Below are 23,945 nucleotides of genomic sequence, written 5' to 3'. Positions count from 1 at the left end.
ATGAAACATACCGCGTCGAAGTTATAAGTAAATTTTCACCGAAGAAGCTTCAACATGACGTTAAATGATTTAGCCAGGCGTGGGTCAGCGGTTAGCTTGTCTGCTCTCTAGGCTTGCGGAGTACGGCTTGATGACTTGGTTCGATGCGGGTGGACCTTCGGCAACCTCACTTTCAAGGCGGCGCTTCATCGGTGTAGGCGCAGGTCTCGGTACCGCTGCCGCCTGCGTGCCCCTCGCTTCGCTGCTGGCCCCACGAAGGGCGCTGGCGCAGTCGCACGAGCATGCGGCGCAGCACGGCCAAGCCGCAGATCAGTCAGCCGACAGTGCGCGCTGGGTGCTGCCGCAGCGCCGCCAGGTAACGCTCGCGACCAATGCCAACGCGATCTGTATCGCACCGGTGACGATCGCACAGGAGAAGGGGTTCTTCGACCGCTACAATCTTGACGTCGAGTACGTCAATTTCGGCAATTCCACCGATGTGCTGCTCGAGGCGATCGCCAGCGGCAAGGCGGATGCCGGCGTCGGTATGGCACTGCGCTGGCTCAAGGCGCTCGAGCAGGGTTTCGACGTCAAGCTCACCGCGGGGACCCACGGCGGATGCCTTCGTCTGCTTGCCGCCACCGACGGCGAGGTGCGTGCACTGGAGGATCTGCGCGGCAAGACCGTGGCGGTCACCGACATGGCCGACCCCGGCAAGAATTTCTTCTCGATCATGCTCAACCGCCATGGCATCGACCCCAACCGAGAGATCGACTGGCGCGTCTATCCCGCGGACCTGCTCGGACTGGCGGCACGCAAGGGCGAGGTGCAAGCGGTGGTCGGCAGCGACCCCTGGGCCTATCGATTGCTGGATTCCGGCGATTTCGTCGAGATCTCCAACAACCTGGTCGAGGACTACGCCAATCTCAGCTGCTGCGTGCTCGGCATGACCGGAACGCTGGTGCGCAACGACACGCCCACCGCTGCGGCATTGACCCGGGCGATTCTCGATGCCCACGTCTGGGCCGCCGAACATCGCCAGGAGGTCGGCGAGCTGTTCATCAAGCACGCGGTGAACGTCACAGCCGAAGAGACGGCGGCGATCCTCGGCGATCATACCCACGCACATAGTGCTACCGGGCAGGCGCTTGCCGACGAGATCGTCTATTACGCCGATGACTTGAAGAAGATCAGCGTGCTGAGGCCGAGCACCGATTCGCGCCGCTTCGCCGACGGGATCACTTTCGACGTCTTCGCCTGATATGCCACAAGGAGACTCTGTCGTATGGCGAGCAAAGCTTCCGCTGCAGCGCTAAACCCACCAAGCTCGCGCGGCCTGCATCTCGATATCCGCGCAGTCAGCCATGCCTTCGATCTCGATGGGCAGGCGCTTGCCGTGCTCGATGAGGTTTCCTTCGAACTCAAGCCCGGTGAGTCGCTTGCATTGCTTGGCCCGTCCGGCTGTGGCAAGTCGACGCTGCTGCGGCTGGTCGCCGGACTGGAAGCCCCGCGCTGCGGCGAAATCCTCGCCGATAACGCTGCAATTACCGCCCCGGACCCATCGCGCGTGGTGGTTTTCCAGGATCCGACGCTCTATCCCTGGCGGACGGTATCGGACAACGTCGCGCTCGGTCTCCAGGCCCAGGGGGTACTCGACCACAATGGCCGCCTTCGCGTGGCCCAGGAGCTTGAACGCGTCGGCCTGGCGGGCTTCGCCAACGCCTATCCGCGCCAGCTCTCCGGCGGGATGGCAAGCCGCGCCGCGCTGGCGCGCGCCTTGGTCAACCGGCCGCGGCTGCTGATCCTCGACGAGCCGCTCGGCAAGCTCGACTCCCTGACCCGGATCAGGATGCAGGGCAAGCTGGTGTCGCTCTGGCAAGAGCGCCAGTACAGCGCCCTGATGGTGACCCACGATGTCGAGGAGGCCTTGCTGATGGCCGACCGGGTGCTGGTGTTCAGCCCTCGGCCGGCAAGGCTGCTCGAGTCGATCGAGGTCGGCATCGCTCATCCCCGGCGTCGCGATGATCCCCGGATGATCACGCTGCGACGTGCAATCCTCGAACTGCTGGGAGCAGCCTGATGCGCGGTCTCAAATATTTCTCTTCGGCAGTCTGTCTGGCCATGCTGGGAATGGGCAGTGTCCATGCCGCCGAGCAGTCGGTCTCGATCGGCTACCAACGATCCTCCACCCTGGTCACGCTGCTTCACGACAGCGGTGAACTGGACCGGCGCCTCGCCGAGCAAGGTTTCAAGATCGAGTGGCACGAATTCACCAGCGGGCTGCCGTTGCTGGAGGCGCTCAACGTCGGCGGTATCGATGTCAGCGCCGATGTGGCCGACGTCGTGCCGATCTTCGCCCAGGCGGCCGGTGCCGAGCTCGAAGTCTATGCCACTGAGCGTCCGTCTCCCTCGGCCCAGGCGCTGCTGGTCAAGCGTGATTCGCCGATCGAGTCGATCGACGACCTGCGCGGCAAGCGCATCGCGGTGACCAAGGGGGCCGGCAATCACTACTTCCTGCTCTCCGCGCTCAAGCGAGCAGGACTCGAGCCGCAGGACGTGTCGATCAGCTATCTGGCCCCGGCGGACGCCCGCGCGGCGTTCGAGCGCGACAGCATCGACGCCTGGATCGCCTGGGAGCCGTTCCTGACCTTGACCGAGCGAGCGATTCCCACCCGCGCGCTGCTGGACGGCAGTGACGGGCTTGCCGATTATCGGCGCTTCTATTTGGCCAGCAAACGCTTCGCCGATGCCCATCCCGAAGTGCTGCAAACCTTGTACACGGCGCTTGAGGAAGAGGGGGCTTGGGTCAAGGCGAATCCACAGGAGGCCGCCGAGCGGCTCGCTCCGCTGTGGGGCGGGCTCGACGTCTCGGCGGTGGAGCAGGCCAACCAGCGGCGCAGCTACGCGGTCGAACCGGTCGGAGACGCCGCCCTCGAGGTACAGCAGCGGATGGCGGACGCTTTTCTCGCAGCCGGCATGCTACCCCGGCCGGTCGACGCCCGCGGCATCGGGGTGTGGCGACCGGCGCCTTGAGCCCCGAACCCGGAGCGGGCTGAGCACGATGGAAGGCGGCAGTGCGTGGCGCTGCCGCCTTCGGTTCGTCGGCGCTTCAGCGGATGGGCAGTTCGATATCACGAAACAGCCTCTCGACCTCGGTACTCGGGGTCGTCAGCGCTTCCTCGACCGTGGATGCATCGAGATGAGCCGCGAAGCGATGAATGAAATCGAACATGTAGCGGCGCATGAAGGTGCCGCGGCGTATCGCCAGCCGGGTGATCGAGTGCGAGAACAAATGGCTTGCATCGATCGCCCTGAGATCGCCGTCCTGGGTCGCGTCGATCGCCATGTGAGCGACGATGCCGACGCCGAGTCCCAGGCGGACGTAGGTCTTGATCACATCGGCGTCCACCGCGGTGAGCACCACATCGGGCGTCAACCCGGCTTCGTCGAAGGCATCGTCGAGCTGTGAACGCCCGGTGAACCCGAAGGTATAGGTCACCAACGGATGTTCGGCGAGCTGCGCAAGGGTAGGGCGCTCGACCGCGCACAGCGGATGATCCTCGGGAACCAGCAGCCAGCGGTTCCAGCGATAGCACGGCAGCGAGACCAGGTCCGAGTACATGTCGAGCGGCTCGGTGCAGATGGCGAAGTCGGCCTGCCCGTCCGAGACCATCTGGCCGATCTGGCGCGGCGTACCCTGGTGAATGTGCAGCGACACCTCGGGATAGCGGCGGCGGAAGGCCTGGATGATCGGCGGCAGCGAGTAGCGCGCTTGGGTATGGGTGGTGGCGATCGACAGGCTGCCTTTGCGCTCGTCGCTGTGCTCCTGGGCGATGCGCTTGATCTTCTCGGACTTGCGCAGGATCTCGCCGGCGATGTCGATGATCTGCCGGCCGCTTTCAGTCACATGACTGAAGTGCTTGCCGCGACGGGCGAAAATCTCGACGCCGAGCTCTTCCTCGAGCTGGCGAATCTGCTTCGACACGCCTGGTTGAGAGGTGTAGAGATTGCTCGCGGTGAGCGACACATTGAGGTTGTTGGCCGCGACTTCCCAGATATAGCGCAGCTGTTGCAGTTTCATCCGACGTTGTCTCCCCACGGTGGCCCGACGATCCGGGCGCATGCTTATTCGTTCCAGGGGGATATTGAACGCGAGCTTGATCCTAATGGTAAGGAATAAAAGAGACTCCAATTATTCTCTTTTGGAATTAAGCGAGGTTCACCGTAGGAGCTGGGTGGATCGGGTGGATCGAGAGTGGCGACCGACACAAAACCAAGCCATGGCTCTCTCATCCTCGATCTCTGTTGATACGCATAATATATATTATGTTAAATGTCATGGATGCCAGGGCATGAATGCGACTTCTTAGGCCCGCACATAGCTGCCATTCCGCCGTCATCCTCGTCCCCACATACGTTCGCTCGCTCATTCCGGCACCGGGTATCCGAGCGCTGCGGCGATTCGCTCGATATGCTCGCTCACCCAGTCACGCTGAATCGCCCCCCAATCGCGGATCACGTACTCCCCCTGCTGGTGCCGGGCGCCTTCACGCTGCTCGAAGGCACATTGGATATCCAACTCATCGAGCGCGGCGACGGTATCTTGCGCGGTGCGCCTCGGCATCCCGGTGAATGCGGTGATCGACGGCACGCTGGCGATGCCCTGGTCGATCAGCCAGGCGACGTAGAGCCTGCGGTAGAAGCTGGAGCGAGTCTTGCTGATGGTCACGGACATGCGGTGGCCTCCCAAGCCAGTGCGAAAACGGAAAAAACCGGGGTTCCCTTGCGGGAACCCCGGCCTGGGCTCACCCGGTCGGAGAATCGACTCTCGCCCGGGGAGCCAGCCTGCTCATTCAGGCCATCGCCTTGACGATCTCTTCGGTCATCTTCTTGGCGTCGCCGAGCAGCATCATGGTGCCGTCTTTGTAGAACAGCTCGTTGTCGATCCCCGCGTAGCCCGAACCGAGCGAACGCTTGACGAACAGGCAGGTCTTGGCCCTGTCGACTTCGAGAATCGGCATGCCGAAGATCGGCGAGGAAGGATCATCGCGCGCCGCCGGGTTGGTGACGTCGTTGGCGCCGATCACGTAGACCACGTCGGTCTGGGCGAACTCGGCGTTGATGTCCTCGAGCTCGAAGACTTCGTCATAAGGCACGTTGGCCTCGGCCAGCAGTACGTTCATATGGCCCGGCATCCGCCCGGCGACCGGGTGGATCGCGTACTTCACTTCCACGTCGTTGGCCTTGAGCACGTCGGCCAGCTCGCGCAGCGCGTGCTGGGCCTGGGCCACCGCCATGCCATACCCTGGCACGATGATCACCCGCGAGGCATTGCTCATCAAAAACGCCGCATCGTCGGCGGAACCCTGCTTGACCACCCGCTCGATGCCGTCATCAGCGGCGGCGCTGGCTGTATCGGCGCCGAAGCCACCGAGGATCACCGAGATGAAGGAGCGATTCATCCCCTTGCACATGATGTAGGAAAGGATCGCTCCCGAGGAGCCGACCAGGGCACCGGTGATGATCAACGCAAGGTTACCCAGGGTGAAGCCGATGCCGGCCGCGGCCCAGCCCGAGTAGGAGTTGAGCATCGACACCACCACCGGCATGTCGGCACCGCCGATCGGGATGATCAGCAGCACACCGAGCGCCAGCGCGACCAGTACGACCAGCCAGAACACCAGGTGGCTCTCGGTGATCACCAGTACGCCCACCAGCACCACCAGCGAGACCAGCAGGCCAATGTTGATCGCATGGCGATTGGGCAACATGATCGGCTTGCCGGACATCCGTCCATCGAGCTTCAGGAACGCGATGATCGAGCCGGTGAAGGTGACCGCACCCACCGCGGTGCCGATCGCCATCTCGACCAGCGCCTGGGCGTGGATGCCACCGAGCGTGCCGATGCCGAAGGCGGTCGGCGCGTAGAGCGCGGCAGCGGCGACCAGCACCGCGGCCAGACCTACCAGCGAGTGGAAGGCGGCGACCAGCTGGGGCATCGCGGTCATTGGGATGCGTTTGGCGATCACGGCGCCGATTCCGCCGCCCAGCGCGATGCCGACCACGATCAGCGCGAAGCCGCCGAAGGATGGGCCAGCCAGCACCAGGGTGGTGACGATCGCGATCGCCATGCCGAGCATGCCAAGCAGGTTGCCCCGCCGGCTGGTGGTCGGGTGCGACAGGCCACGCAGGGCCATGATGAACAGCACCCCGGAGACCAGATAGAGGAACGCAGCGACACTCTCAGACATGATCGTTCCCCTGCTTGGCCGGTTTCTCTTTCTTCTTGTACATCGCCAGCATCCGCTGGGTGACCAGGAAGCCGCCGAAGATGTTGACCGAGGCGAGCACCACGGCGACGAATCCGAAACCAGTGGCCAAGCCGCTGGTCGAGATTCCCACCGCGAGCAGCGCGCCGACCACGATCACCGAGGAGATCGCATTGGTCACCGCCATCAGCGGCGTATGCAGCGCAGGCGTCACCGCCCAGACCACGTAGTAGCCGACCAGGATGGCGAGAATGAAGATCGCCAGGCGAAACACGAACGGATCGATCATTCCGCCAGTCGCGCCGGAGGCCAGGGCCGCCGCGGTATCGCTCGAGGCTGCGTGATGGACCGCGGCGACCGCGGCATCGAGCCCTTCGAGGGCACGGTCGAGAGAAGCGCTCATGCTCGGGTCTCCTTGTTCGATTCGGCTTCCTCGGCGACGCCGCCGAAGCTGGGATGGATCCGCCGACCTTGGTGGGTCAACGCGGTGGCCTTGACCAGCGCATCGTCGAAGTCGATCGCAAGGTGTCCCTGCTCCTTGTCGACCAAGGTGGTGAGGAATGCCAGCAGGTTGCGTGAATAGAGCAGCGATGCACTGGTGGCGATGCGACCAGCGAGGTTGCCGTAGCCGATCAGCTTGATCCCCTCGACCTCGCTCACCTGATCGGCGACCGAGCCTTCGACGTTACCGCCCCGCTCCACCGCCAGGTCGACCACCACCGAACCAGGACGCATCCGCGCGAGCATCGCCTTGGTGATCAGCTTCGGCGCGGGACGCCCGGGGATCAGCGCGGTGGTGATCACGATGTCCTGCTTGCTGATGTGCTCCTCGACCAGCGCGGCTTGCTTGGCCTGGTACTCGGCGGACATCTCCTTGGCGTAGCCGCCGGCGGTCTCGGCGGCCTTGAACTCCTCATCCTCGACGGCGATGAACTTGCCACCGAGGGAAGCCACCTGTTCCTTGGCCGCCGGGCGCACGTCGGTGGCGGATACCGACGCGCCGAGGCGCTTGGCGGTGGCGATCGCCTGCAACCCGGCAACACCCGCCCCCATGACGAAGACCTTGGCCGCGGGCACCGTGCCTGCGGCGGTCATCATCAGAGGCAGCGCGCGGTCGAAGACCTGGGCGGCCTCGACCACCGCGCGATAGCCGGCCAGGTTGGCCTGGGAGGAGAGCACGTCCATCGACTGGGCGCGGGTGATCCTCGGCATCAGCTCCATCGCGAATGCGGTGATCCCCGCCTTGGCCATGGCATCCAGCGCTTGTTCCTGGCCATAGGGGTCCATCACCGCGAGGACTATCGCCCCCTCCTCGATCAGCGCCAGTTCTTCGGTACTCGGCCGGCGCACCTTGAGCACCACCTCGGCGCCCTGCAATGCCTGCGCCGCGCTCTCGGCGAGCGTAGCGCCGGCGGCTTCATACTCTTCGTCGGTGATCATCGAGGCGCTGCCTGCGCCGCGCTCGACCACCACCTCGAGATTCAACGCACGCAGCCGCTTCACGGTGTCGGGCACCGCGGCGACGCGCGTCTCCTCGTCCTGCGTCTCTCTCGTTATTGCGACTTTCATCGCTTATTCCTTTGGCTCGTTATTGTCATGGCCGGTTCGAAGAACAGCGGCCCGCAGGTTGAATCTACCTTTAACATGGCGTCCCCACCTATTCAGTTAGCCTGAATGGAGCGTTCGCGAATGATTTAACGGCGCAGGGACAATAGCGGCAATCGGAGTCGATCTGGCGGCGGAAAGACGCGATGAGGCACAAAAAGCAGCTGAAGCGCGACAGCATCGATTGGCAACGAACTATTCGCGCAAGACGCCATGTGATACTTTCGTGCCTCTAGTTGAGAGCGACTGAGAGAACCTGCTGCTCATGAATTCCATGCCTCACCACGAACACTTCGATCGTGTACGTCAGGACCACCAGCGCGAGCTGGTCGAAGACTACGTGGAGGAGATCGCCCATCTTCACCAGCATCTGGGCGAAGCGAGGGCAAGCGATCTCGCCGAGCGTTTCGGCGTCAGTCCCGCGGCGGTATCCAAGGTCGTCACCAAACTGAAGCGCGACGGGCTGGTCAATGCGCGCCCCTATCGCGGTATCTTTCTCACCGAGGAAGGAGAGGAGCTCGCCCACAAGGTCGCCGCTCGTCACCTGGTGGTACTCGATGTGCTGCGCACCATGGGCGTACCCGAGCCCGTCGCGCGCGCCGACTCGGAGGGTATCGAGCATCACTGCAGCGATGCCACGGTAGAGGCGATGCGCCGCTTTCTCGATCAGTACGGCAGCGATCGCGGCGAGACCAAGCGCGATCTTTGAAACACCCTGTCCCCTGTCTCTTTCCCCGCGTTCCGCCGACCGCCCCGCTCAGCCGAGGAAGGCATCGACCTTGGCCTTGAATTCATCGAAGCGCTCGGCATGCAGCCAGTGTCCGGCATCTTCGATGGTTTCGAGTCGAAGGGCGGGGAAAATCTCCCGCGCCGCCTCGACGCCCTGGGCATCGACGTAGTTCGAACGACCGCCGCGCAGCAGCAAGGTCGCTCCCGGGTAGTCATCGTGCCCGCCAGGCGCTGCGATGATCGCCGGATAGTCCGCCTCGATACGGGCCAGGTCGACGCGCCATTCGAGCGTCTGCTGCTCGCCTCGAATCAGGTTGGTGGCGAGGAACTGGCGGGTGACGGCGTCGCTCACGTATTGCGCCATCGCCGCATCGGCTTCGCGCCGGTTCTGCGCCCTCGCCCGCTCGACCGCATGCATCGCGGCGAAGACGTCTTCGTGGCCGTGGGCATAGGCGACCGGGGCGATGTCGGCGACGATCAGCCGCTCCACCCGATCAGCGCACTGCCGTGCCAGGTTCATCGCCACCTTGCCGCCCATCGAGTGACCGAGCAGCACGAAGCGCTCGACGCCGAGTGCGGTGAGGCTCTCGAGCACGTCCTCGGCCATCTGGTCGTAGGCCATGCCGTCGAGGTGGGGTGAGCGGCCATGGTTACGCAGGTCGAGTGCGATCACGCGGCGGCTATCGCGCCATGCCTTGATCGGCGAGCGCCAATTGTCGGCACTGCCGAACAGGCCATGGAGAACGACCAGCGGAGGGGCACGAAACTCACCGCCGCTGTCCAATGCGTAGAGCGTGGTCGCCATCGATCTCTGGCCTCCTTGGAAGATGGAATTCAATTCAACGACTGGACGCGCTCGGGTCTCGCGAGCCGCGCCAGTATCCATTTGAGCAGCGCGCCGTACAGCGGTACGAACAGGGCGAAACCGATGCTCAGCTTGATCACGTAGTCGACCAGCGCGATCTCCACCCAGTGCTCGGCCATAAAGGCGTTGGGGCTGTGATGGAACGCGATGGCGAAGAACGCCAGGGTGTCGATCAGCATGCCGAACAGGGTCGAGGCCGCGGGAGCCACCCACCACTGCGGCAGCCGCCGCAGGCGGTCGAACACCTGGATGTCGAGCAGTTGACCGAGCACATAGGCGCCGAAGCTCGCCAGCGCGATGCGCGCGACGAACAGATTCCATTCGCCGAGCGCCTGGAAACCACGAAATTGCGCCTCCTGCCACAGCACCGAGACCCCATAGGAGATCAACAGTGCCGGCGCCATCACCTGGGCGATCAGGATGCGCGCGTCGCGCTTGCCGAGCAGCCGCACGGTGAGGTCGGTGGTGAGGAAGATGAACGGAAAGCTGAACGCACCCCAAGTGGTATGCAGGCCGAAGAGCGCCACCGGTAGCTGCACTAGGTAGTTGCTGGCGGTGATGATCAGGATGTGGAAAGCCACCAGCGCGGTGAGCGCGAGGCGACGCTGGCGCCTGTCGAGTGCGAGCATGGGGCTCAGCGCCGCTCCCAGCCGAGCTGGACCAGCCTTTCTATCGCCCGCTCCACCCCACGCTCGACCGCGCGAGCGCTCTGGCGGCCAAGACGCTGGGCCAGCGAGCGGGTCGGCTTGAACGCGAGCTCGAACACCTTGCCCTCCTCCGCGCGGCGCTGCAGGTAGGCTTCGCTGGTCCCGACCTCGTCGATCAGCCCCCGCTCCACCGCCTCGCTTCCGTACCAGATATCACCATCCGCCACTTCGTCGATCGCAAGGCCCGGGCGGCGTGCGCCGACGTACGCCTTGAACAGGGCGTGGGTATCGATCAGGTCCTCGACGAATTTCGCCCGTCCCTCCTCGGTATTCTCGCCGAGAATGGTGAGGGTGCGCTTGTGCTTGCCGGCGGTGAGCACCTCGACATCGATGTCGTGCTTCTTCAGCAGCCGATGGACGTTGGGCACCTGGGCGACCACGCCGATCGAGCCCACCACCGCGAACGGTGCGGCGATCAGCCTGTCGGCACAGCAGGCCATCATGTAGCCGCCGCTGGCGGCGACCTTGTCGACGCAGATGGTGAGCTTGAGCTTGGCTTCCCGCAGCCGGTCGAGTTGAGCCGCAGCGAGGCCATAGGCGTGGACCAGACCGCCGCCGGATTCGAGCCGCACCACCACTTCATCGCCTTCGCGCGCGGCGAGCAGCAGGCTCGAAACCTGCTCGGTCAGCGCCGGCGTAGCGCTTGCGCGCAGATCGCCGTTGAAATCGATCACCCAGGCCACTGCGTCGCCGTCCTCAGGCGCGCGCTTCTTCTCCTCCTTGGCCTTGCGCTTGTCGAGCTTAGCCCACTGCTTGCGCGCCTTGGCGCCGAGCACCGGCCCGAGCCGGGCAGCTTCGAGGCTCTCGCGACGGCGACGGAAATGCTCGCCGCGATCGAGCACCACCAGCTTGCCGCCATGGCGTTGGGCGCTCGCCTTCTGCCTTGCGATCAAGGCGATGATCACCGCGATCGCGATCACCACGGTCGCCGCCCGGGCGAAGAACAAACCGTAGTCGTAAAGCCAATCGAGCATGGAACTCTCCTTTGGTTGCCCTTGGATCAAGGGCGATAGCGCCGCATCGGCCCGGCACATGGAAGAAGCAGGCCTCGTCAGTCCCGAGCGGCGACGCCGTTGACGAAATGATCGATCAGCGCGCGGGAGATCGAACCGCTGGGCGGCAGCGCCGGCAGCATTTCGGGCATGAACCAGTCGGCCGCCTCGATCTCGATGCCATCGATGTGGATTTCGCGGCTCGCCGCCTCGGCGTAGTAACCGAGCATGAACGAGTGCGGGAACGGCCAGGACTGGCTCTTGAAGTAGCTGATCCTGCCGACCTCGACACCGACCTCCTCCATCACCTCGCGCCTGAGCGCCTCCTCGGCCGACTCACCGGCCTCGATGAATCCGGCCAGGGTGCTGAAGCGCCCCGGAGCGAAGCGAGGACTGCGCGCGAGCAGCAGTTCGCGACCGAAGGTCACCAGGGTGATGATGCAGGGAGATATCCGCGGATAGCCACGAAAGCCGCAGCGGGGGCAGACCATCGCGAACTCGTGGCCGTGCGGGCGCGTGGCGGTACCGCAGCGCCCACAGAAGCGGTGGTCGCGGCGCCAGGTGGCGACCTGCAGCGCGGTGGAGAGCAGCGGGTAGATGAACTCCGGCAGCTGGCCCAACCACTCACGGCCCCCCGGCCATTCGGGGCGCTCTTCGTCGAACATGCGCACCATCACCGGCTCGCCGCGCCAGCGACCGATTGGCATCGTTCCCTGGGCGGGCTTGGCCCGCGGACCGAGGATACCGTCGAGCTCACCGGGTGCGATGCGCCCACGCTGGTCGATCGAGATCGTCCGGGCGCGCTCTATCCGCTTGGAGCCGATCAGTCCGCGTTCGAGGACCGGTAGTGAGGGCAATCGTTCAGCCATCGAAGCGATCCCACAGGCATTCGCCTCCGCTCTTGTTGCGCAGCGTCTCGAGCTTCGCCCGGTGGGCGACGAGCTCGTCTTCGCTCGGGCGCACCACCCGCAGTCGGCCGGGAGAGAGCTCGACCCTGCGCATCGAGCCGCCGCCGCTGGTGGCCTGATCGTCCTGTTCGCTACCTTCCGCTCCACCCAGCAAAAGCGCGGTTTGGCCGCCGGTCATCGCCAGATAGACTTCGGCGAGGATCTCGGCATCGAGCAGCGCACCGTGCAGGGTGCGATGAGCGTTGTCGATGTCGTAGCGCTTGCATAGCGCGTCGAGGCTGTTGCGCTGGCCAGGGTGGCGTTCGCGGGCGAGCTTCAGCGTGTCGAGCACGCCGCAGTGTTCACGCACAGGCCCGAGGCGCGGCTCTTTGCGCGCGGCGTTGAGCCGGTTGAGCTCATGATCGATGAAGCCAACGTCGAACGAGGCGTTGTGGATCACCAGCTCCGCCCCCTTGATGAAGGCCCAGAATTCGTCGGCGATCTCGGCGAACTTGGGCTCACCCGCCACCCGCTCATCGGTGATCCCGTGGATCCCGATCGCCTCGACGTCGATCTTGCGCTCGGGATTGATGTACTGGTGGTAGTGACGACCGGTGAGCCGGCGATTGATCACTTCCACGCCACCGATCTCGATCAGCCGGTGGCCTTCGTTGGGGTCTATCCCTGTGGTCTCGGTATCGAGGATGATCTGGCGCATCGTATGCTTCCGTCAGTCGTGGTCGTCGCTTGCCCTGGAGATTTCAGCGATGGCGTTGCGCAAGCTCGTCCATCGCATCATTGGCCAGCCGGTCGGCGCGTTCGTTGCCCGGATGCCCGGCGTGGCCCTTGACCCAATGCCACTCGATCTGGTGTCGCTCGCACTCGGCCAACAGCTCGCGCCACAGCTCAGCGTTCTTCACCGGCTCCTTGGCGGCGGTTTTCCAGCCGCGCTTGATCCAGTTGTGGACCCACTTGGTGATCCCGTTGCGGACGTACTCCGAATCGGTCCAGAGATCGATCCGGCACGCCCGGTTCAGCGTACGCAGCGCCATGATCGCAGCGCTGAGCTCCATCCGGTTGTTGGTGGTCTGCGCCTCGCCGCCCTTGAGCTCCTTCTCGTGCGGACCGCTGATCAGCACCGCCCCCCACCCTCCGGGGCCAGGATTTCCGCGGCAGCCGCCGTCGGTATAGATGGTCACATGCGGCAGCGGTTCACCGCCCAAAGGGTTTTCGCTCGACTGCTCGTTCTTCGACTCATTCTTCGACAAGGCTCGGATGCTCGCTTGGCTGGTGGCGGACGTTTTCGCAACGCTGACGGCAGGCGTTGAGCCCGATCGGATTGGGCCGGATCATCAGCCTCGGGACGAAGCGGGGCTTGAGCGGAATCATCCGCAGCCGCTTGCGCCGGGCGAGGATCACGAAACTGTGGCCGAACGGCAGGTTGTATCTGCGCAGTAGCGACTCCCAGCCGCCGCCGTGGGGCGAGAGCGAAAACGCGCAATAGTCTACCCGCTCGATTTCGAAATCGACAAACGCCAGCCAATCCTTGAGCCGGTGTACGCTGCGCCACTTCTGGTCGAACGGGAAGGACTTGTTGCGCTTGGGGCCGAGGTATCGCAGCGCACCGATTCCCAGCGGCTGCCAGCCGATGATCACCAGTTTGCCGTGGTCGAGCATCACCCGCGCCGCCTCTCGCAGCAGGTGGTGGGGCTCGGGAACCACCTCGAGCAGGTGATGGATGATCACCAGGTCGAGACATTCGTCCTCGAGCGGCAGGCTCGAAGGATCACAGACCAGCGTCGAGGACGACTCGGCGTGCCCACGCACCGCCGCCCAGCGCATCGAATGACGCATCTGGGCCAGCGGAAGCAGCGGTTCGGCAGCGCTGAACTCCAGCGCGTGCAGGCCGATGAGCGGTTCGATCACCGGCCCCAGGCAGGCCCGCTCGAAACGCCACAGTGCGCGCCCTGGGCGCTTGCCCCAGAAGTTCTGCGCGCGCTCGTAGCGCTCGGCGAGCTGGAGGGTCTGCGCCGACGGCAGGTTTGACATGAGCAGGCTCTCCAAGCATTGTGAGGCGATTTTTCATCGGTTCAGGCCCATTTGCAGCGGCGTCCAGGGCGTACCTGGTCGACCTCGTCGCCTTCCGCTTCGTTCAACCGTTGCGTCAACCATACGAGATCTCGCCATGTCTTCGAGCGTAGCGCACCCCGGTGGTCCTGATCGCTTGAGCGTCGAGCCACTCGCCGCCCTATCGGACAATTATATCTGGTTGCTCACCGCAGGTGACGCCGATACCGTCACCGTCGTCGATCCGGGCGATGCCGCCCCAGTGATCGCGTGGCTCGATGGCGAGGCGGGACGCGGGCGCCAGCTCGATCGTATCCTGATCACTCATCATCATCGCGATCATACCGGCGGCGTCACCGAGCTGGTCGAGCGCTACGGCGCGGAGGTGATCGGGCCGCTGGAGTGCCAGTCGGTGGCGATCGATCATCGCCTCGGCGAGGGGGACGTCCTTACCCTGTTCGGTCGAAAGGTGCGAGTGTTGCACACCCCGGGGCACACCCTCGATCACATCGTCTACCTGATCGAGGATGCGATACCGCTGCTATTGTGCGGCGACACCCTCTTCCACGCCGGCTGCGGACGCCTGTTCGAAGGCACGGCGGAGCAGATGCAGGCGAACTTCTCCAGGCTGCGCGAGCTACCTCCGTCGACGCTGGTGTTCGGCGCTCACGAGTATAGTCTCGCCAACCTCGCTTTCGCCCAGAGCGTCGAACCCGGCAACGCCGCGATCGATGCCGCGCTCGAGCGCGCCCGCGCGCTTCGCGATGCGGGCAAGCCGACGCTGCCCAGCGAGATCGGCCGCGAGCGCGCGGTCAATCCGTTCATGCGCTACGACGCACCTGGGGTGCGCGAGGCGCTGAGCGAGCACGCCGGTCGCGCGCCAGCCAGCGACCGTGACGCCTTCGCGCTGCTGCGCGACTGGAAAGACCACTTCTGACTCCCCTGCCGCCTTCTGGCGGTGTGAAAGTAGCGCGGTGACCCGCGGGTCACCGCTTGGATGTGTCCTTTCTTTTCAAGAAGTTTTTTCAAGAAAGGCGTGAAGGAATCAAGTTTTGCCGATAGTTTCGAATGTCACCCGCCGTATCCGCATCCATGCCAAACTCGCGCTGGGCAGTATCGGGGTCGCCTCGGTCAGCGCCATGATGGTGACGATGCCCTCCAGCGTTTGCGCCTCCTCGCTGCAGCAAAATCGCACGGCCTTCCTCTATGGACAGGTCGCCAGCCGCTACGACTCCACCTGGCAGCGGATCGCCTCGGGATTCGCTCTCGATCATCGCCTGGACGACCCCCGCGTGCAGCAGTGGCTCGGCTGGTTCGAGGCGCGCCCGCAGATGTTCGATCAATTCGCCCGCCGCGCCGCGCCCTGGCTGCGCTACGTCGCCGAGCAGGTCGACGACCGCGGCATGCCCGGCGAACTCGCGCTGCTGCCTTTCATCGAGAGCGGCTACGACCCGACCGCGCGCAATCCTGGCGGATCCAGTGGGCTCTGGCAGTTCATGCCGGCGACCGCGCGGGAGATGGGGCTCGACAGCACCCGCGGCTACGCCGGACGACGCGATGTGGTCGCCTCCACCGGTGCCGCGCTCGATTATTTCGAGATGCTGCGTCGACACTGGTATGGCGACGACTGGGAGCTTACGCTCGCGGCCTACAATGCGGGTCCGGGACGGGTCAACGCGGCGTTGGCGAGCAGTCCGGAGGACGATTTCTGGGGGCTGGCGCTGCCGCGCGAGACCCGCGACTACGTGCCCAAGCTGCTCGCGCTGTCGGCGATCGTCTCCGACCCCCGACGCTACGGCATCGACCTGCCGCCGATTCCCGATCAGCCCACCTTCGTCCAGGTCGACCTGGAGCAGTCGCTGGATATCAGGACCGCCGCCGAGCTCGCCGGCATCGAACTCGACGAGCTACGCGCGCTGAACCCCGCCTACAGCGGTACCCTGGTGCAGCGGGGGCTGCTGATTCCGGTCGATGCCCACCGCACCTTCGACACCAATCTCGCCGAGTTCGATTTCGACGCCCAGCCTCAGCGCTACATCGTCGGCCGTGGCGACACGCTGAGCGAGATCAGCGCGCGCACCGGGATTTCGATCGAAGAGATCAAGCGCCGCAATCGGCTCGCCGACAACCAGCTGCGCGTCGGTCAGGCGCTGATGCTGGCCGGCGGCTGAAGGATGCCGGGGCGCCCGATACGGGGTTGGCGTGCGCCCCGAGGCGCGCGCTATAGTGGGCGCTCGTGTCCGTTCCGCTCGATCAGGAAGACCGCTTTGATCGGTACCCTCTGTCGTTTCGCTCTGCTCACGCTGCTCGCCGTCGCTCCCGCGACGTGGGCGGCCTCCCCGGAACAAGTGCCTACCGTGCACGGCCTGTCGCTCTATGGCGAGCCGGGGTTGCCGGCCGGCTTCACCTCCTTCCCCTACGTCAACCCGAATGCGCCCAAGGGCGGCAGCCTGACCCGCGCCGTGCCGGTCAGCTTCAACTCGACCAACCCGTTCATCATCACCGGCAGCGCCGCGGCGGGAATCGACTACTTGGGCCAGAGCTATCTCTACGACAGCCTGATGGTGTCGGATCCGGCCGAGATATTCAGCGCGTACGGGCTGCTCGCCAGCGGCATCCGCCTCGACCCGCAGCGGCGCTGGATGGAGTTCGACCTCGACCCGCGGGCACGCTTCCATGATGGCGAGCCGGTCACCGCCGAAGACGTGGTCTTCACCTTCAATCTGCTGGTCGAGAAAGGCGCGCCGTTCTTTCGCGGTTACTACGCCGACGTCACCTCGGTGCGCGCGGAAGGTCCTCTCACCGTGCATTTCGACTTCGCTGAGAACAACTCCCCTGAGCTTCCGCTGATCCTCGGCCAGCTGCCGGTGCTGCCTGCGCACTATTGGAAGGATCGGGACTTCTCTCGCCCGACCCTCGAGATCCCGGTTGGCTCGGGCCCCTATCGCATCGAGCGGCTCGATCCAGGCCGCCAGATCGTCTATCGGCGCGACCCTGACTACTGGGCGCGCGACCTGCCGGTCAACCGCGGGCGCTTCAACATCGACCGGCTGATATTCGACACTTACCTGGACGACTCGGTGGCGCTCGAAGCGTTTCGTGCCGGCAACATCGATCTGAGAGCCGAGATGACCGCGAGCAACTGGGCCACCGGCTACCAGGGTCCGGCGATGGAACGCGGGCTGATTGGCCAACTGGTCGTGGCGACCCACAACCCCGCGCCGCTCCAGGCTTTCGTGCCCAATCTGCGGCGTGCCCAGTTCCAGGATCCACGGGTACGCCGCGCGATCGGCCTGGCCTATGACTTCGAATGGCAGAACCGCAACCTGTTCTACAGCCAGTACCGGCGCACGCGAGGCATGTTCGATGGCTCCGAGATGGAGGCTACCGGGCTGCCGGAAGGCGAGGAGCTGGCGCTGCTCGAGCCGCTGCGCGACCAGCTGCCGCCCGAGGTGTTCGAAGAGCCGCTGCCGATCGAGGAGCCCAGCGACCTGCGTGAGCGGCTACGCCAGGCGCTGGCGCTGCTCGAGGAGGCCGGCTACAGGGTGGAAAACGATCGCATGGTCGATGCCCAAGGACGCTCGCTCTCGTTCGAGATCCTGCTCTGGGACGGTCGGATGCAGCGCATGGTGCTGCCCTATGTGCGTAACCTTCGCCGTATCGGCATCGATGCGCGGGTCCGGGTGGTCGATCCCAGCCAGTACCAGGTTCGCATTTCCCAGCACGACTACGACATGATCATCGGCTCGTTCGCCCAGTCGAGCAGTCCCGGTAACGAGCAGCGTGAATTCTGGACCAGCGACTACGCCGACCGGCCGCAGAGCCGCAATACCGCTGGCATCCGCAACCCGGCGATCGACCAGTTGGTCGAGTCGCTGATCCGCGCCGATTCCCGCGAGTCCCTCGACGCCCACGCCCGGGCGCTGGACCGTGCGCTGCGCTGGAACTTCTATCTGGTGCCTCAGTACCACAACCCCGGTGCGCGTATCGCCTATTGGAGAAAGCTCGCTTTCCCGCTGCCTTTCCCCGACTACGGGCTCGACCTCGACGCCTGGTGGGTGGATTCGCAGCGCGCTTCCCGCGTCGAGGCCGCCCAGGACGACCAACAGCCATGAACGACTACCTGCTGCGACGACTGCTGCTGATCGTACCGACCCTGCTCGGCATCATGCTGCTCAACTTCCTGATCGTGCAGGCCGCCCCGGGGGGGCCGGTCGAGCAGATGCTCGCGCGGATCCAGGGCATGGGCAATACCAGCCTGAGCTTCACCGCCAGCACCGACGGCGTCGGCAGCGACGCCCAGCGCGGCACGGAGGGGGTCGATCCCGCCTTCATCGCGCAGCTCAACGCCCAGTTCGGCTTCGACCAGCCGATGTGGCAGCGCTTCGGCTCGATGATCCTGGACTATGCGCGCTTCGACTTCGGTGACAGCTTCTTTCGCGGTCAGCCGGTGATTGAGCTGATCAAGGAGCGACTGCCGGTATCGGTCTCGCTTGGGCTCTGGACCACCCTGCTGGTCTACCTGATCTCTATCCCGCTGGGCATTCGCAAGGCGCTGGGCCACGGCTCGCGCTTCGATATCTGGAGCTCGACGGTGGTGGTGGTCGGCTACGCGATACCGGGCTTTCTCTTCGCCACGCTCTTGATCGTGCTGTTCGCCGGCGGTAGCTACCTCGACTGGTTCCCGATGCGCGGCCTGACCTCGACCGACTTCGATCAGCTCTCCCCGCTCGGCAAACTGCTCGACTATCTCCACCACATCGCCCTGCCGGTGATCGCCAACGCGATCGGCGGCTTCGCTGCGCTTACGCTTCTGACCAAGAACAGCTTCCTCGACGAGATCCATCGCCAGTACGTGCTCACCGCGCGCGCCAAAGGGGCAAGCGAGCGGCGGGTGCTCTACGGCCACGTGTTCCGCAACGCGATGCTGATCGTCATCGCCGGGATGCCGGCCGCGCTGGTCGGCATCTTCCTCACCGGCTCACTGCTGATCGAGGTGATCTTCTCCCTCGATGGCCTTGGTCTGCTCGGCTACGAGGCAGTGCTCTCACGCGACTATCCGGTGATCTTCGGTACCCTTTTCATCTACACGCTGATCGGCTTGGTGCTCAAACTGCTTTCGGACCTGACCTACATGTGGATAGACCCTCGAATCGATTTCTCATCGCGGGAGCAATGACGATGCTGGCATGGTTGCGTTCAGGCTCCAGGGCCCACTCGCGCTATAGGATTTCGCCGATCACCCAGCGTCGGCTCGCGACCTTTCGCGCCAATCGCCGTGCACGGCTGTCGCTATGGCTTTTGATCGGACTGTTCGTGGTGTCGCTCGCAGCCGAGCTGATCTGCAACGACCGACCGCTGGTGGTCCAATACGATGGCCAGTGGTACTGGCCGATGTGGAACGACTATCCGGAGACCACCTTCGGCGGCTTCCTGCCGACCACCACCGATTTCAGCGATCCGGCGGTGGGCGAACTGATCCACGCCAACGGCTGGTGGCTGCGCGCGCCGATTCCCTGGTCCTACGGCACCCTCGACATGCAGCTCAGCTCACCTGCGCCCTCTCCTCCCGACATGCGCCACTGGCTTGGTACCGACGACCAAGGGCGCGATGTGGCTGCCCGGGTGCTCTACGGCGTGCGCCTGTCGCTGCTGTTCGCTCTCGGGGTCAGTCTCGGCGCGGTGGTCATCGGTGTCTCGATCGGCGGCATGCAGGGTTACTTCGGCGGTGCGGCGGACCTGTTCGGCCAGCGCTTTCTCGAAATCTGGTCGGGACTGCCGATGCTGTTCCTCTTGATCATCCTCTCGAGCCTGGTCAGTCCGAACATCTGGTGGCTGCTCGGGATCATGCTGCTGTTCGCCTGGCTCGGGCTCGTCGACGTGGTGAGGGCCGAGTTCCTGCGCGCGCGCAATCTCGAATACGTGCGCGCGGCCAAGGCGCTCGGCCTGCCTTCGAGGCTGATCATCTGGCGCCACGTGCTGCCCAACGCGATGGTCTCGACGGTGACCTTCCTGCCGTTCATCTTCACCGGTGCGATCGGCACCCTCACCGCGCTCGACTTCCTCGGCTTCGGGCTGCCGCCGGGCTCGCCCTCGCTCGGTGAGCTGGTCGCCCAGGGCCGCAACAATCTCCAGGCGCCCTGGCTCGGGATCACCGCCTTCGTCAGTCTTTCGCTGCTGCTGTCGCTATTGGTGTTCGTCGGCGAAGGGCTGCGCGATGCCTTCGATCCCCGCCATACCGAGCTGGGGGGCAAGCAATGACGTTGAGCCGGCCGAACCAAGCATCCACGATCGATGCCGAAGAGGTGATGCGCCTCGAAGATCTCTGCGTCGAGTTCGACGGCCAGAGAGTGGTCGATGGTCTCAGTCTGGAAGTGCGCGCGGGCGAGACGGTCGCGCTGGTCGGCGAGTCCGGTTCGGGCAAATCGATCACCGCACTCGCCGCACTCGGCTTGCTGCCGCGCGAGGCCAAGGTCGGCGGCGGGCGCTGGCTGGCGGGGCAGCGACTCGATGACCTCGCTGTGCGCGACTGGCGCCGCCTGCGTGGCGGCGAAGTGGGAATGATCTTCCAGGAGCCGATGAGCTCGCTCAATCCGCTGCATACGGTCGGACGCCAGATCGGCGAGACGCTCAAGCTGCACCAGGGGCTGGATGCCGGCGCGCGACGCCGCCGAGTGCTGGAACTGCTGCGCTTGGTCCGGCTACCGCGGGTGGAACGCCTGATCGATGCCTACCCCCATGCGCTCTCCGGCGGCCAGCGCCAGCGGGTGATGATCGCAATGGCGATCGCCAATGACCCCAAGCTGCTGATCGCCGACGAGCCGACCACAGCGCTCGACGTCACCATCGCCCGCGAGGTGCTGGCGCTGATCGAGGATCTGCGCGAGCGACTCGGCATGGGGGTGCTGCTGATCACCCATGATCTCAACCTGGTACGCCGGCACGCCCAGCGGGTCTGCGTGCTGTGCCGTGGAAGAACCGAGGACTACGGCGATACCGAGCGGGTCTTCGAGGCCCCCGGCAGCAGCTATACCCGCGCGCTGATCGACGCCGAGCCGGACGGCCGCCCGATTCCGCTGGAGGCGGATGCCGAGCCGCTGCTCGATGCCCGGGGCTTGAGCGTCGAGTACCGCGCCAACCGGCGGTTGTTCGCTCGCCAGGCGCCGGCCTTCACCGCGCTCTCGCCGATCGATGTCACCCTGGCCCGGGGCGAGACATTGGGAGTCGTTGGTGAATCCGGCTCGGGCAAGTCCACGCTTGCGCTGGCACTGGCGCGGCTGGTGCCCTCCAGCGGCGAGATCCTGTTCGCCGGAGAGCGGCTCGATCTGCTCCAGGACGCCGCGCTGCGCCGGCGTCGCCGCGATATCGCGATGGTGTTCCAGGACCCCTATGGCTCGCTGTCGCCGCGGATGAGCGTCACCGATATCATCAGCGAAGGCTTGCGCTTCCACCATCCGGAACTGACTCGGGAGCAGGTCGACGACAGGGTGTTGACCACGCTCGATGCGGTGGAGCTGGACCGCGGCATCGCCGGGCGCTATCCCCATGAGTTTTCCGGCGGCCAGCGCGCGCGTATCGCGCTGGCACGTTCGCTGATTCTCGAGCCCAAGCTCTTGATCCTCGACGAACCGACCTCGGCACTCGACCGCCAGGTGCAGAAGCGGCTGATCGTGCTGCTGCGCCGGCTACAGGCAGAGCGCGGATTGAGCTACTTGTTCATCAGCCACGATCTCGCCGTGGTGCGGGCAGTGGCGCATCGTATCCTGGTGCTGAAAGAAGGCCGGCTGATCGAGTGCCGCGAATGCCAGGCGCTGATCGACGCCCCTGACAGCGACTATACCCGGGGGTTGATCGAGGCCTCGCTGCTGAAGCCGTCGGTTCAGCAGCCCTAGCCATGGCGACGCGCGAGATCGCCGTCGAACGAAAGCAGCGAAAGCCGTGATAAAGTGCGCGGCTTCGCGCCCATACAATCGCCGGCCGCGCACCGGCCATCTCCACGCACTCATTACATCGAAGGGCCGGTCATGACCGAAGAGACCTATATTCCCGGTAAGGACGAAGCGCTCGAGCGCTCGATCTCCAACCTCCGAGGAGCGATCGAGTCGCTCGGCTTCAACATCGTCGAAGCACGCTGGCTCAATCCCGCGCCCTACATCTGGTCGGTGCACATCCGCGACCGCGACTGCCCACAGGTGTTCTCCAACGGCAAGGGGGCCAGCCGCGAGGCGGCGATGGCCAGTGCCCTCGGCGAGATGCTCGAGCGGCTGTCGACCCGGTATCTGTGGGCCGACTTCTATCTCACCCCGATGCTCGAGCGGTTCGGCTTCATCCACCAGCGCGACGAGCAGTGGTTCCCGGCCGAGGAAGCGCCGATGCCGGCCGAGCTGCTCGACCAAGGGACCCGCGCCCGCTACGACCTCGCCGAGACCGACGAAGGCGAGCTGGTGACCGCCGAGCTCTGCGACATGAACGGCGGCGACTCCGGGCGCGGCGTCTGCGCCCTGCCCTACGTGCGCTCGCGCGACGGTGAGACCGTGCTGGTACCGGTCAACGTGATCGCCAACCTGTTCGTTTCCAACGGCATGTCCGCGGGCAACAATCGCTATGAAGCGGTGGTCCAGGGGCTCTCCGAAATCTTCGAACGCGGGATCAAGAATCGCATCCTGCGCGACGGCATTGCCCTGCCCGAGGTCCCCGAGGCGGTGCTCGACCGCTATCCGACGATCAAGCAGGGGCTCGAGGCGCTCAACGCGGCAGGCTTCCCGGTGCGGGCGCTGGACGCCTCGCTCGGCGGACGCTACCCGGTAATGTGCGTGCTGCTGCAGAACCCGGCCGATGGCGGTGTCTATGCATCCTTCGGCGCCCATCCGCGCTTCCAGGTCGCGCTCGAGCGCGCGCTCACCGAGCTGCTCCAGGGCCGCGCGCTGGACGAGCTCGAGGGCTTCCCGGCACCTACCAGCGACATGGATCTGGTCAGCGACCCCCACAACCTCGAGCTGCACTTCATCGACTCGAGTGGCTACGTCAGCTGGGCGCTGCTTTCCGACACCCCTGATGTCGAATTCGCCGACTGGGACGACCAGGACGATAACGCCACCGCACGGGCAAGGCTGATCGCGCTGCTCGAGGAGGAAGGCTTCGACGTCTACATCGCCGAGTACACCGACCTTGGCGGCTACGCCTGCCGCATCCTGGTACCTGGCTTCTCGGAGATCTACCTGCCGGACGAGCTGCGCTGGAACAACAACAATCAGGCGCTCGAACATCGCGCCACCCTGTTCGATCTCGCCAACGCCGAGCCGAACGACTGGGAGGCATTGCTCGACGATCTCGAGGGACATGCGGTCAACGAGCAGCTGCGAGTGCTGGAGTGGGCCGGCATCGCCGGTGACAAGGGTACCCCCTGGGCACGCCTGCGGGTAGGCGAGCTGAAGCTGTGGCTGATGCTTGCGCTCGAGCGCTTCGATGAAGCGAAAGAGCAGCTCGACATGGTGCTCGCCTCCGGCCACCTCGAGCCAGAGGAGCGCCTTGCCCTGCGAGCACTGGCGGACACGCTCGATCTGGCGCTCAACGACTTCGATCTTGCCGATTTCCGCCGCGCGCTGGTTGGCTACTACGGCACCGAGCTCGTCGACCAGGCCCAGGCATTGACCGAAGGACGCCTGCGCTTTCCTGGGCTCGGACCACTGGACCCGGCCTGCCCTACCGTTGCCCACGGCAAACTGCTCGAAGCCTACGCCAAGGTGCTCAGCGCTCAGCGCTGATCGAGCCGGTCAGATCGAGTAGATGAAAACGCCGCGGCGGGCTCCACCATTGGTAGAGCCCGCCGCGGCGTTCAGCATATG

The 23,945-nt window shown here is 65.1% G+C and carries 23 protein-coding genes; 11 read left to right on the top strand and 12 right to left on the bottom strand.

Features of this window, described 5'->3' with window-relative positions; translation table 11 throughout:
- Positions 1–130 precede the first annotated feature (130 nt).
- The 3 genes from A5892_RS12000 to A5892_RS11990 are packed head-to-tail and all read left to right on the top strand — an operon-like array spanning position 131 to position 3,012.
- Positions 131–1,240, top strand: a complete 1,110-nt coding sequence (locus A5892_RS12000; protein ID WP_064123003.1) for an ABC transporter substrate-binding protein — start codon at positions 131–133, stop codon at positions 1,238–1,240.
- A gap of 24 nt (positions 1,241–1,264) precedes the next feature.
- On the top strand, positions 1,265–2,059 hold the full coding sequence (locus A5892_RS11995) for an ABC transporter ATP-binding protein (protein ID WP_064123002.1): 795 nt from the start codon (positions 1,265–1,267) through the stop codon (positions 2,057–2,059).
- Positions 2,059–3,012, top strand: coding sequence for an aliphatic sulfonate ABC transporter substrate-binding protein (locus A5892_RS11990; RefSeq protein WP_064123001.1), 954 nt, complete (start codon positions 2,059–2,061; stop codon positions 3,010–3,012). Before A5892_RS11995 ends, A5892_RS11990 begins: the two co-directional genes overlap by 1 nt.
- Positions 3,013–3,088: 76 nt before the next feature.
- On the opposite strand, the gene cysB is transcribed toward A5892_RS11990, so the two are convergent.
- The 5 genes from cysB to A5892_RS11965 form a co-directional block, all read right to left on the bottom strand.
- A complete protein-coding gene (gene cysB / locus A5892_RS11985; protein WP_064123000.1) occupies positions 3,089–4,060 on the bottom strand; it encodes an HTH-type transcriptional regulator CysB in 972 nt (323 codons plus the stop codon).
- 345 nt (positions 4,061–4,405) lie between these two features.
- A complete protein-coding gene (locus tag A5892_RS11980; RefSeq protein WP_223302645.1) occupies positions 4,406–4,714 on the bottom strand; it encodes a winged helix-turn-helix domain-containing protein in 309 nt (102 codons plus the stop codon).
- Positions 4,715–4,832: 118 nt separating this feature from the next.
- Entirely contained in the window at positions 4,833–6,230 is a 1,398-nt protein-coding gene (locus A5892_RS11975) for an NAD(P)(+) transhydrogenase (Re/Si-specific) subunit beta (RefSeq protein ID WP_064122999.1), read from the bottom strand.
- Entirely contained in the window at positions 6,223–6,651 is a 429-nt protein-coding gene (locus tag A5892_RS11970) for an NAD(P) transhydrogenase subunit alpha (RefSeq protein WP_064122998.1), read from the bottom strand. Before A5892_RS11970 ends, A5892_RS11975 begins: the two co-directional genes overlap by 8 nt.
- Positions 6,648–7,817, bottom strand: a complete 1,170-nt coding sequence (locus A5892_RS11965; RefSeq protein WP_064122997.1) for a Re/Si-specific NAD(P)(+) transhydrogenase subunit alpha — start codon at positions 7,815–7,817, stop codon at positions 6,648–6,650. The genes A5892_RS11970 and A5892_RS11965 overlap by 4 nt, the downstream gene beginning before the upstream one ends.
- A gap of 301 nt (positions 7,818–8,118) precedes the next feature.
- On the opposite strand from A5892_RS11965, the gene mntR reads away from it, so the two are divergent.
- Positions 8,119–8,562, top strand: coding sequence for a manganese-binding transcriptional regulator MntR (gene mntR / locus A5892_RS11960; RefSeq protein WP_064122996.1), 444 nt, complete (start codon positions 8,119–8,121; stop codon positions 8,560–8,562).
- 48 nt (positions 8,563–8,610) lie between these two features.
- On the opposite strand, the gene A5892_RS11955 is transcribed toward mntR, so the two are convergent.
- The 7 genes from A5892_RS11955 to A5892_RS11925 form a co-directional block, all read right to left on the bottom strand.
- Positions 8,611–9,387, bottom strand: a complete 777-nt coding sequence (locus A5892_RS11955; protein ID WP_064122995.1) for an alpha/beta fold hydrolase — start codon at positions 9,385–9,387, stop codon at positions 8,611–8,613.
- Positions 9,388–9,416: 29 nt separating this feature from the next.
- Positions 9,417–10,076 carry a 7-cyano-7-deazaguanine/7-aminomethyl-7-deazaguanine transporter gene (locus A5892_RS11950; RefSeq protein WP_064122994.1) on the bottom strand — a complete coding sequence of 220 codons (660 nt, stop codon included), beginning with the start codon at positions 10,074–10,076 and terminating at the stop codon, positions 9,417–9,419.
- Positions 10,077–10,081: 5 nt separating this feature from the next.
- Positions 10,082–11,128, bottom strand: a complete 1,047-nt coding sequence (sohB, locus tag A5892_RS11945; RefSeq protein WP_064122993.1) for a protease SohB — start codon at positions 11,126–11,128, stop codon at positions 10,082–10,084.
- Between the two features lie 77 nt (positions 11,129–11,205).
- Entirely contained in the window at positions 11,206–12,015 is an 810-nt protein-coding gene (nudC, locus tag A5892_RS11940; RefSeq protein WP_082890431.1) for an NAD(+) diphosphatase, read from the bottom strand.
- Positions 12,008–12,751: a DNA polymerase III subunit epsilon gene (gene dnaQ, locus A5892_RS11935; protein WP_064122992.1), complete on the bottom strand. Its 744-nt coding sequence runs from the start codon at positions 12,749–12,751 to the stop codon at positions 12,008–12,010. Before dnaQ ends, nudC begins: the two co-directional genes overlap by 8 nt.
- Before the next feature lie 43 nt (positions 12,752–12,794).
- Positions 12,795–13,301, bottom strand: coding sequence for a ribonuclease HI (gene rnhA / locus A5892_RS11930; protein ID WP_411431749.1), 507 nt, complete (start codon positions 13,299–13,301; stop codon positions 12,795–12,797).
- Entirely contained in the window at positions 13,288–14,082 is a 795-nt protein-coding gene (locus A5892_RS11925) for a methyltransferase domain-containing protein (protein ID WP_064122990.1), read from the bottom strand. The genes rnhA and A5892_RS11925 overlap by 14 nt, the downstream gene beginning before the upstream one ends.
- Positions 14,083–14,218: 136 nt before the next feature.
- Here A5892_RS11925 and gloB point away from each other — a divergent pair, with 136 nt between their 5' ends.
- From gloB to ycaO, 7 genes are all read left to right on the top strand, one after another.
- A complete protein-coding gene (gloB, locus tag A5892_RS11920; RefSeq protein ID WP_064122989.1) occupies positions 14,219–15,037 on the top strand; it encodes a hydroxyacylglutathione hydrolase in 819 nt (272 codons plus the stop codon).
- Between the two features lie 115 nt (positions 15,038–15,152).
- Positions 15,153–16,271, top strand: coding sequence for a transglycosylase SLT domain-containing protein (locus A5892_RS11915; RefSeq protein ID WP_064122988.1), 1,119 nt, complete (start codon positions 15,153–15,155; stop codon positions 16,269–16,271).
- Positions 16,272–16,367: 96 nt separating this feature from the next.
- Positions 16,368–18,215: an extracellular solute-binding protein gene (locus tag A5892_RS11910; RefSeq protein ID WP_223302644.1), complete on the top strand. Its 1,848-nt coding sequence runs from the start codon at positions 16,368–16,370 to the stop codon at positions 18,213–18,215.
- Positions 18,212–19,279, top strand: a complete 1,068-nt coding sequence (locus tag A5892_RS11905) for a microcin C ABC transporter permease YejB (protein WP_064122987.1) — start codon at positions 18,212–18,214, stop codon at positions 19,277–19,279. The genes A5892_RS11910 and A5892_RS11905 overlap by 4 nt, the downstream gene beginning before the upstream one ends.
- Positions 19,280–19,281: 2 nt before the next feature.
- On the top strand, positions 19,282–20,361 hold the full coding sequence (locus A5892_RS11900; RefSeq protein ID WP_064122986.1) for an ABC transporter permease: 1,080 nt from the start codon (positions 19,282–19,284) through the stop codon (positions 20,359–20,361).
- On the top strand, positions 20,358–21,992 hold the full coding sequence (locus A5892_RS11895; RefSeq protein ID WP_064122985.1) for an ABC transporter ATP-binding protein: 1,635 nt from the start codon (positions 20,358–20,360) through the stop codon (positions 21,990–21,992). Before A5892_RS11900 ends, A5892_RS11895 begins: the two co-directional genes overlap by 4 nt.
- A gap of 132 nt (positions 21,993–22,124) precedes the next feature.
- Complete coding sequence (gene ycaO / locus A5892_RS11890; protein WP_064122984.1) at positions 22,125–23,864, top strand: 30S ribosomal protein S12 methylthiotransferase accessory factor YcaO; 1,740 nt, start codon at positions 22,125–22,127, stop codon at positions 23,862–23,864.
- Positions 23,865–23,945: the final 81 nt, after the last annotated feature.

The sequence above is a fragment of the Halotalea alkalilenta genome (genome assembly GCF_001648175.1).
Classification (GTDB): Bacteria; Pseudomonadota; Gammaproteobacteria; order Pseudomonadales; family Halomonadaceae; genus Halotalea; species Halotalea alkalilenta_A.
The sequence above is the reverse complement of the archived record's forward strand: the minus strand, read 5'-3'. Positions and strand labels throughout refer to the sequence as shown.

Bases quoted from the DNA above. Each gene is read 5' to 3' on its own strand.
- ycaO (WP_064122984.1), top strand. From the start codon at position 22,125: ATGACCGAAGAGACCTATATTCCCGGTAAGGACGAAGCGCTCGAGCGC.
- A5892_RS11990 (WP_064123001.1), top strand. From the start codon at position 2,059: ATGCGCGGTCTCAAATATTTCTCTTCGGCAGTCTGTCTGGCCATGCTG.
- A5892_RS11980 (WP_223302645.1), bottom strand. From the start codon at position 4,714: ATGTCCGTGACCATCAGCAAGACTCGCTCCAGCTTCTACCGCAGGCTC.
- A5892_RS11965 (WP_064122997.1), bottom strand. From the start codon at position 7,817: ATGAAAGTCGCAATAACGAGAGAGACGCAGGACGAGGAGACGCGCGTC.
- A5892_RS11975 (WP_064122999.1), bottom strand. From the start codon at position 6,230: ATGTCTGAGAGTGTCGCTGCGTTCCTCTATCTGGTCTCCGGGGTGCTG.
- A5892_RS11925 (WP_064122990.1), bottom strand. From the start codon at position 14,082: ATGTCAAACCTGCCGTCGGCGCAGACCCTCCAGCTCGCCGAGCGCTAC.
- cysB (WP_064123000.1), bottom strand. From the start codon at position 4,060: ATGAAACTGCAACAGCTGCGCTATATCTGGGAAGTCGCGGCCAACAAC.
- A5892_RS11950 (WP_064122994.1), bottom strand. From the start codon at position 10,076: ATGCTCGCACTCGACAGGCGCCAGCGTCGCCTCGCGCTCACCGCGCTG.
- dnaQ (WP_064122992.1), bottom strand. From the start codon at position 12,751: ATGCGCCAGATCATCCTCGATACCGAGACCACAGGGATAGACCCCAAC.
- mntR (WP_064122996.1), top strand. From the start codon at position 8,119: ATGAATTCCATGCCTCACCACGAACACTTCGATCGTGTACGTCAGGAC.
- nudC (WP_082890431.1), bottom strand. From the start codon at position 12,015: ATGGCTGAACGATTGCCCTCACTACCGGTCCTCGAACGCGGACTGATC.
- A5892_RS11900 (WP_064122986.1), top strand. From the start codon at position 19,282: ATGCTGGCATGGTTGCGTTCAGGCTCCAGGGCCCACTCGCGCTATAGG.
- A5892_RS12000 (WP_064123003.1), top strand. From the start codon at position 131: ATGACTTGGTTCGATGCGGGTGGACCTTCGGCAACCTCACTTTCAAGG.
- A5892_RS11955 (WP_064122995.1), bottom strand. From the start codon at position 9,387: ATGGCGACCACGCTCTACGCATTGGACAGCGGCGGTGAGTTTCGTGCC.
- gloB (WP_064122989.1), top strand. From the start codon at position 14,219: ATGTCTTCGAGCGTAGCGCACCCCGGTGGTCCTGATCGCTTGAGCGTC.
- A5892_RS11895 (WP_064122985.1), top strand. From the start codon at position 20,358: ATGACGTTGAGCCGGCCGAACCAAGCATCCACGATCGATGCCGAAGAG.
- A5892_RS11970 (WP_064122998.1), bottom strand. From the start codon at position 6,651: ATGAGCGCTTCTCTCGACCGTGCCCTCGAAGGGCTCGATGCCGCGGTC.
- A5892_RS11995 (WP_064123002.1), top strand. From the start codon at position 1,265: ATGGCGAGCAAAGCTTCCGCTGCAGCGCTAAACCCACCAAGCTCGCGC.
- A5892_RS11905 (WP_064122987.1), top strand. From the start codon at position 18,212: ATGAACGACTACCTGCTGCGACGACTGCTGCTGATCGTACCGACCCTG.
- sohB (WP_064122993.1), bottom strand. From the start codon at position 11,128: ATGCTCGATTGGCTTTACGACTACGGTTTGTTCTTCGCCCGGGCGGCG.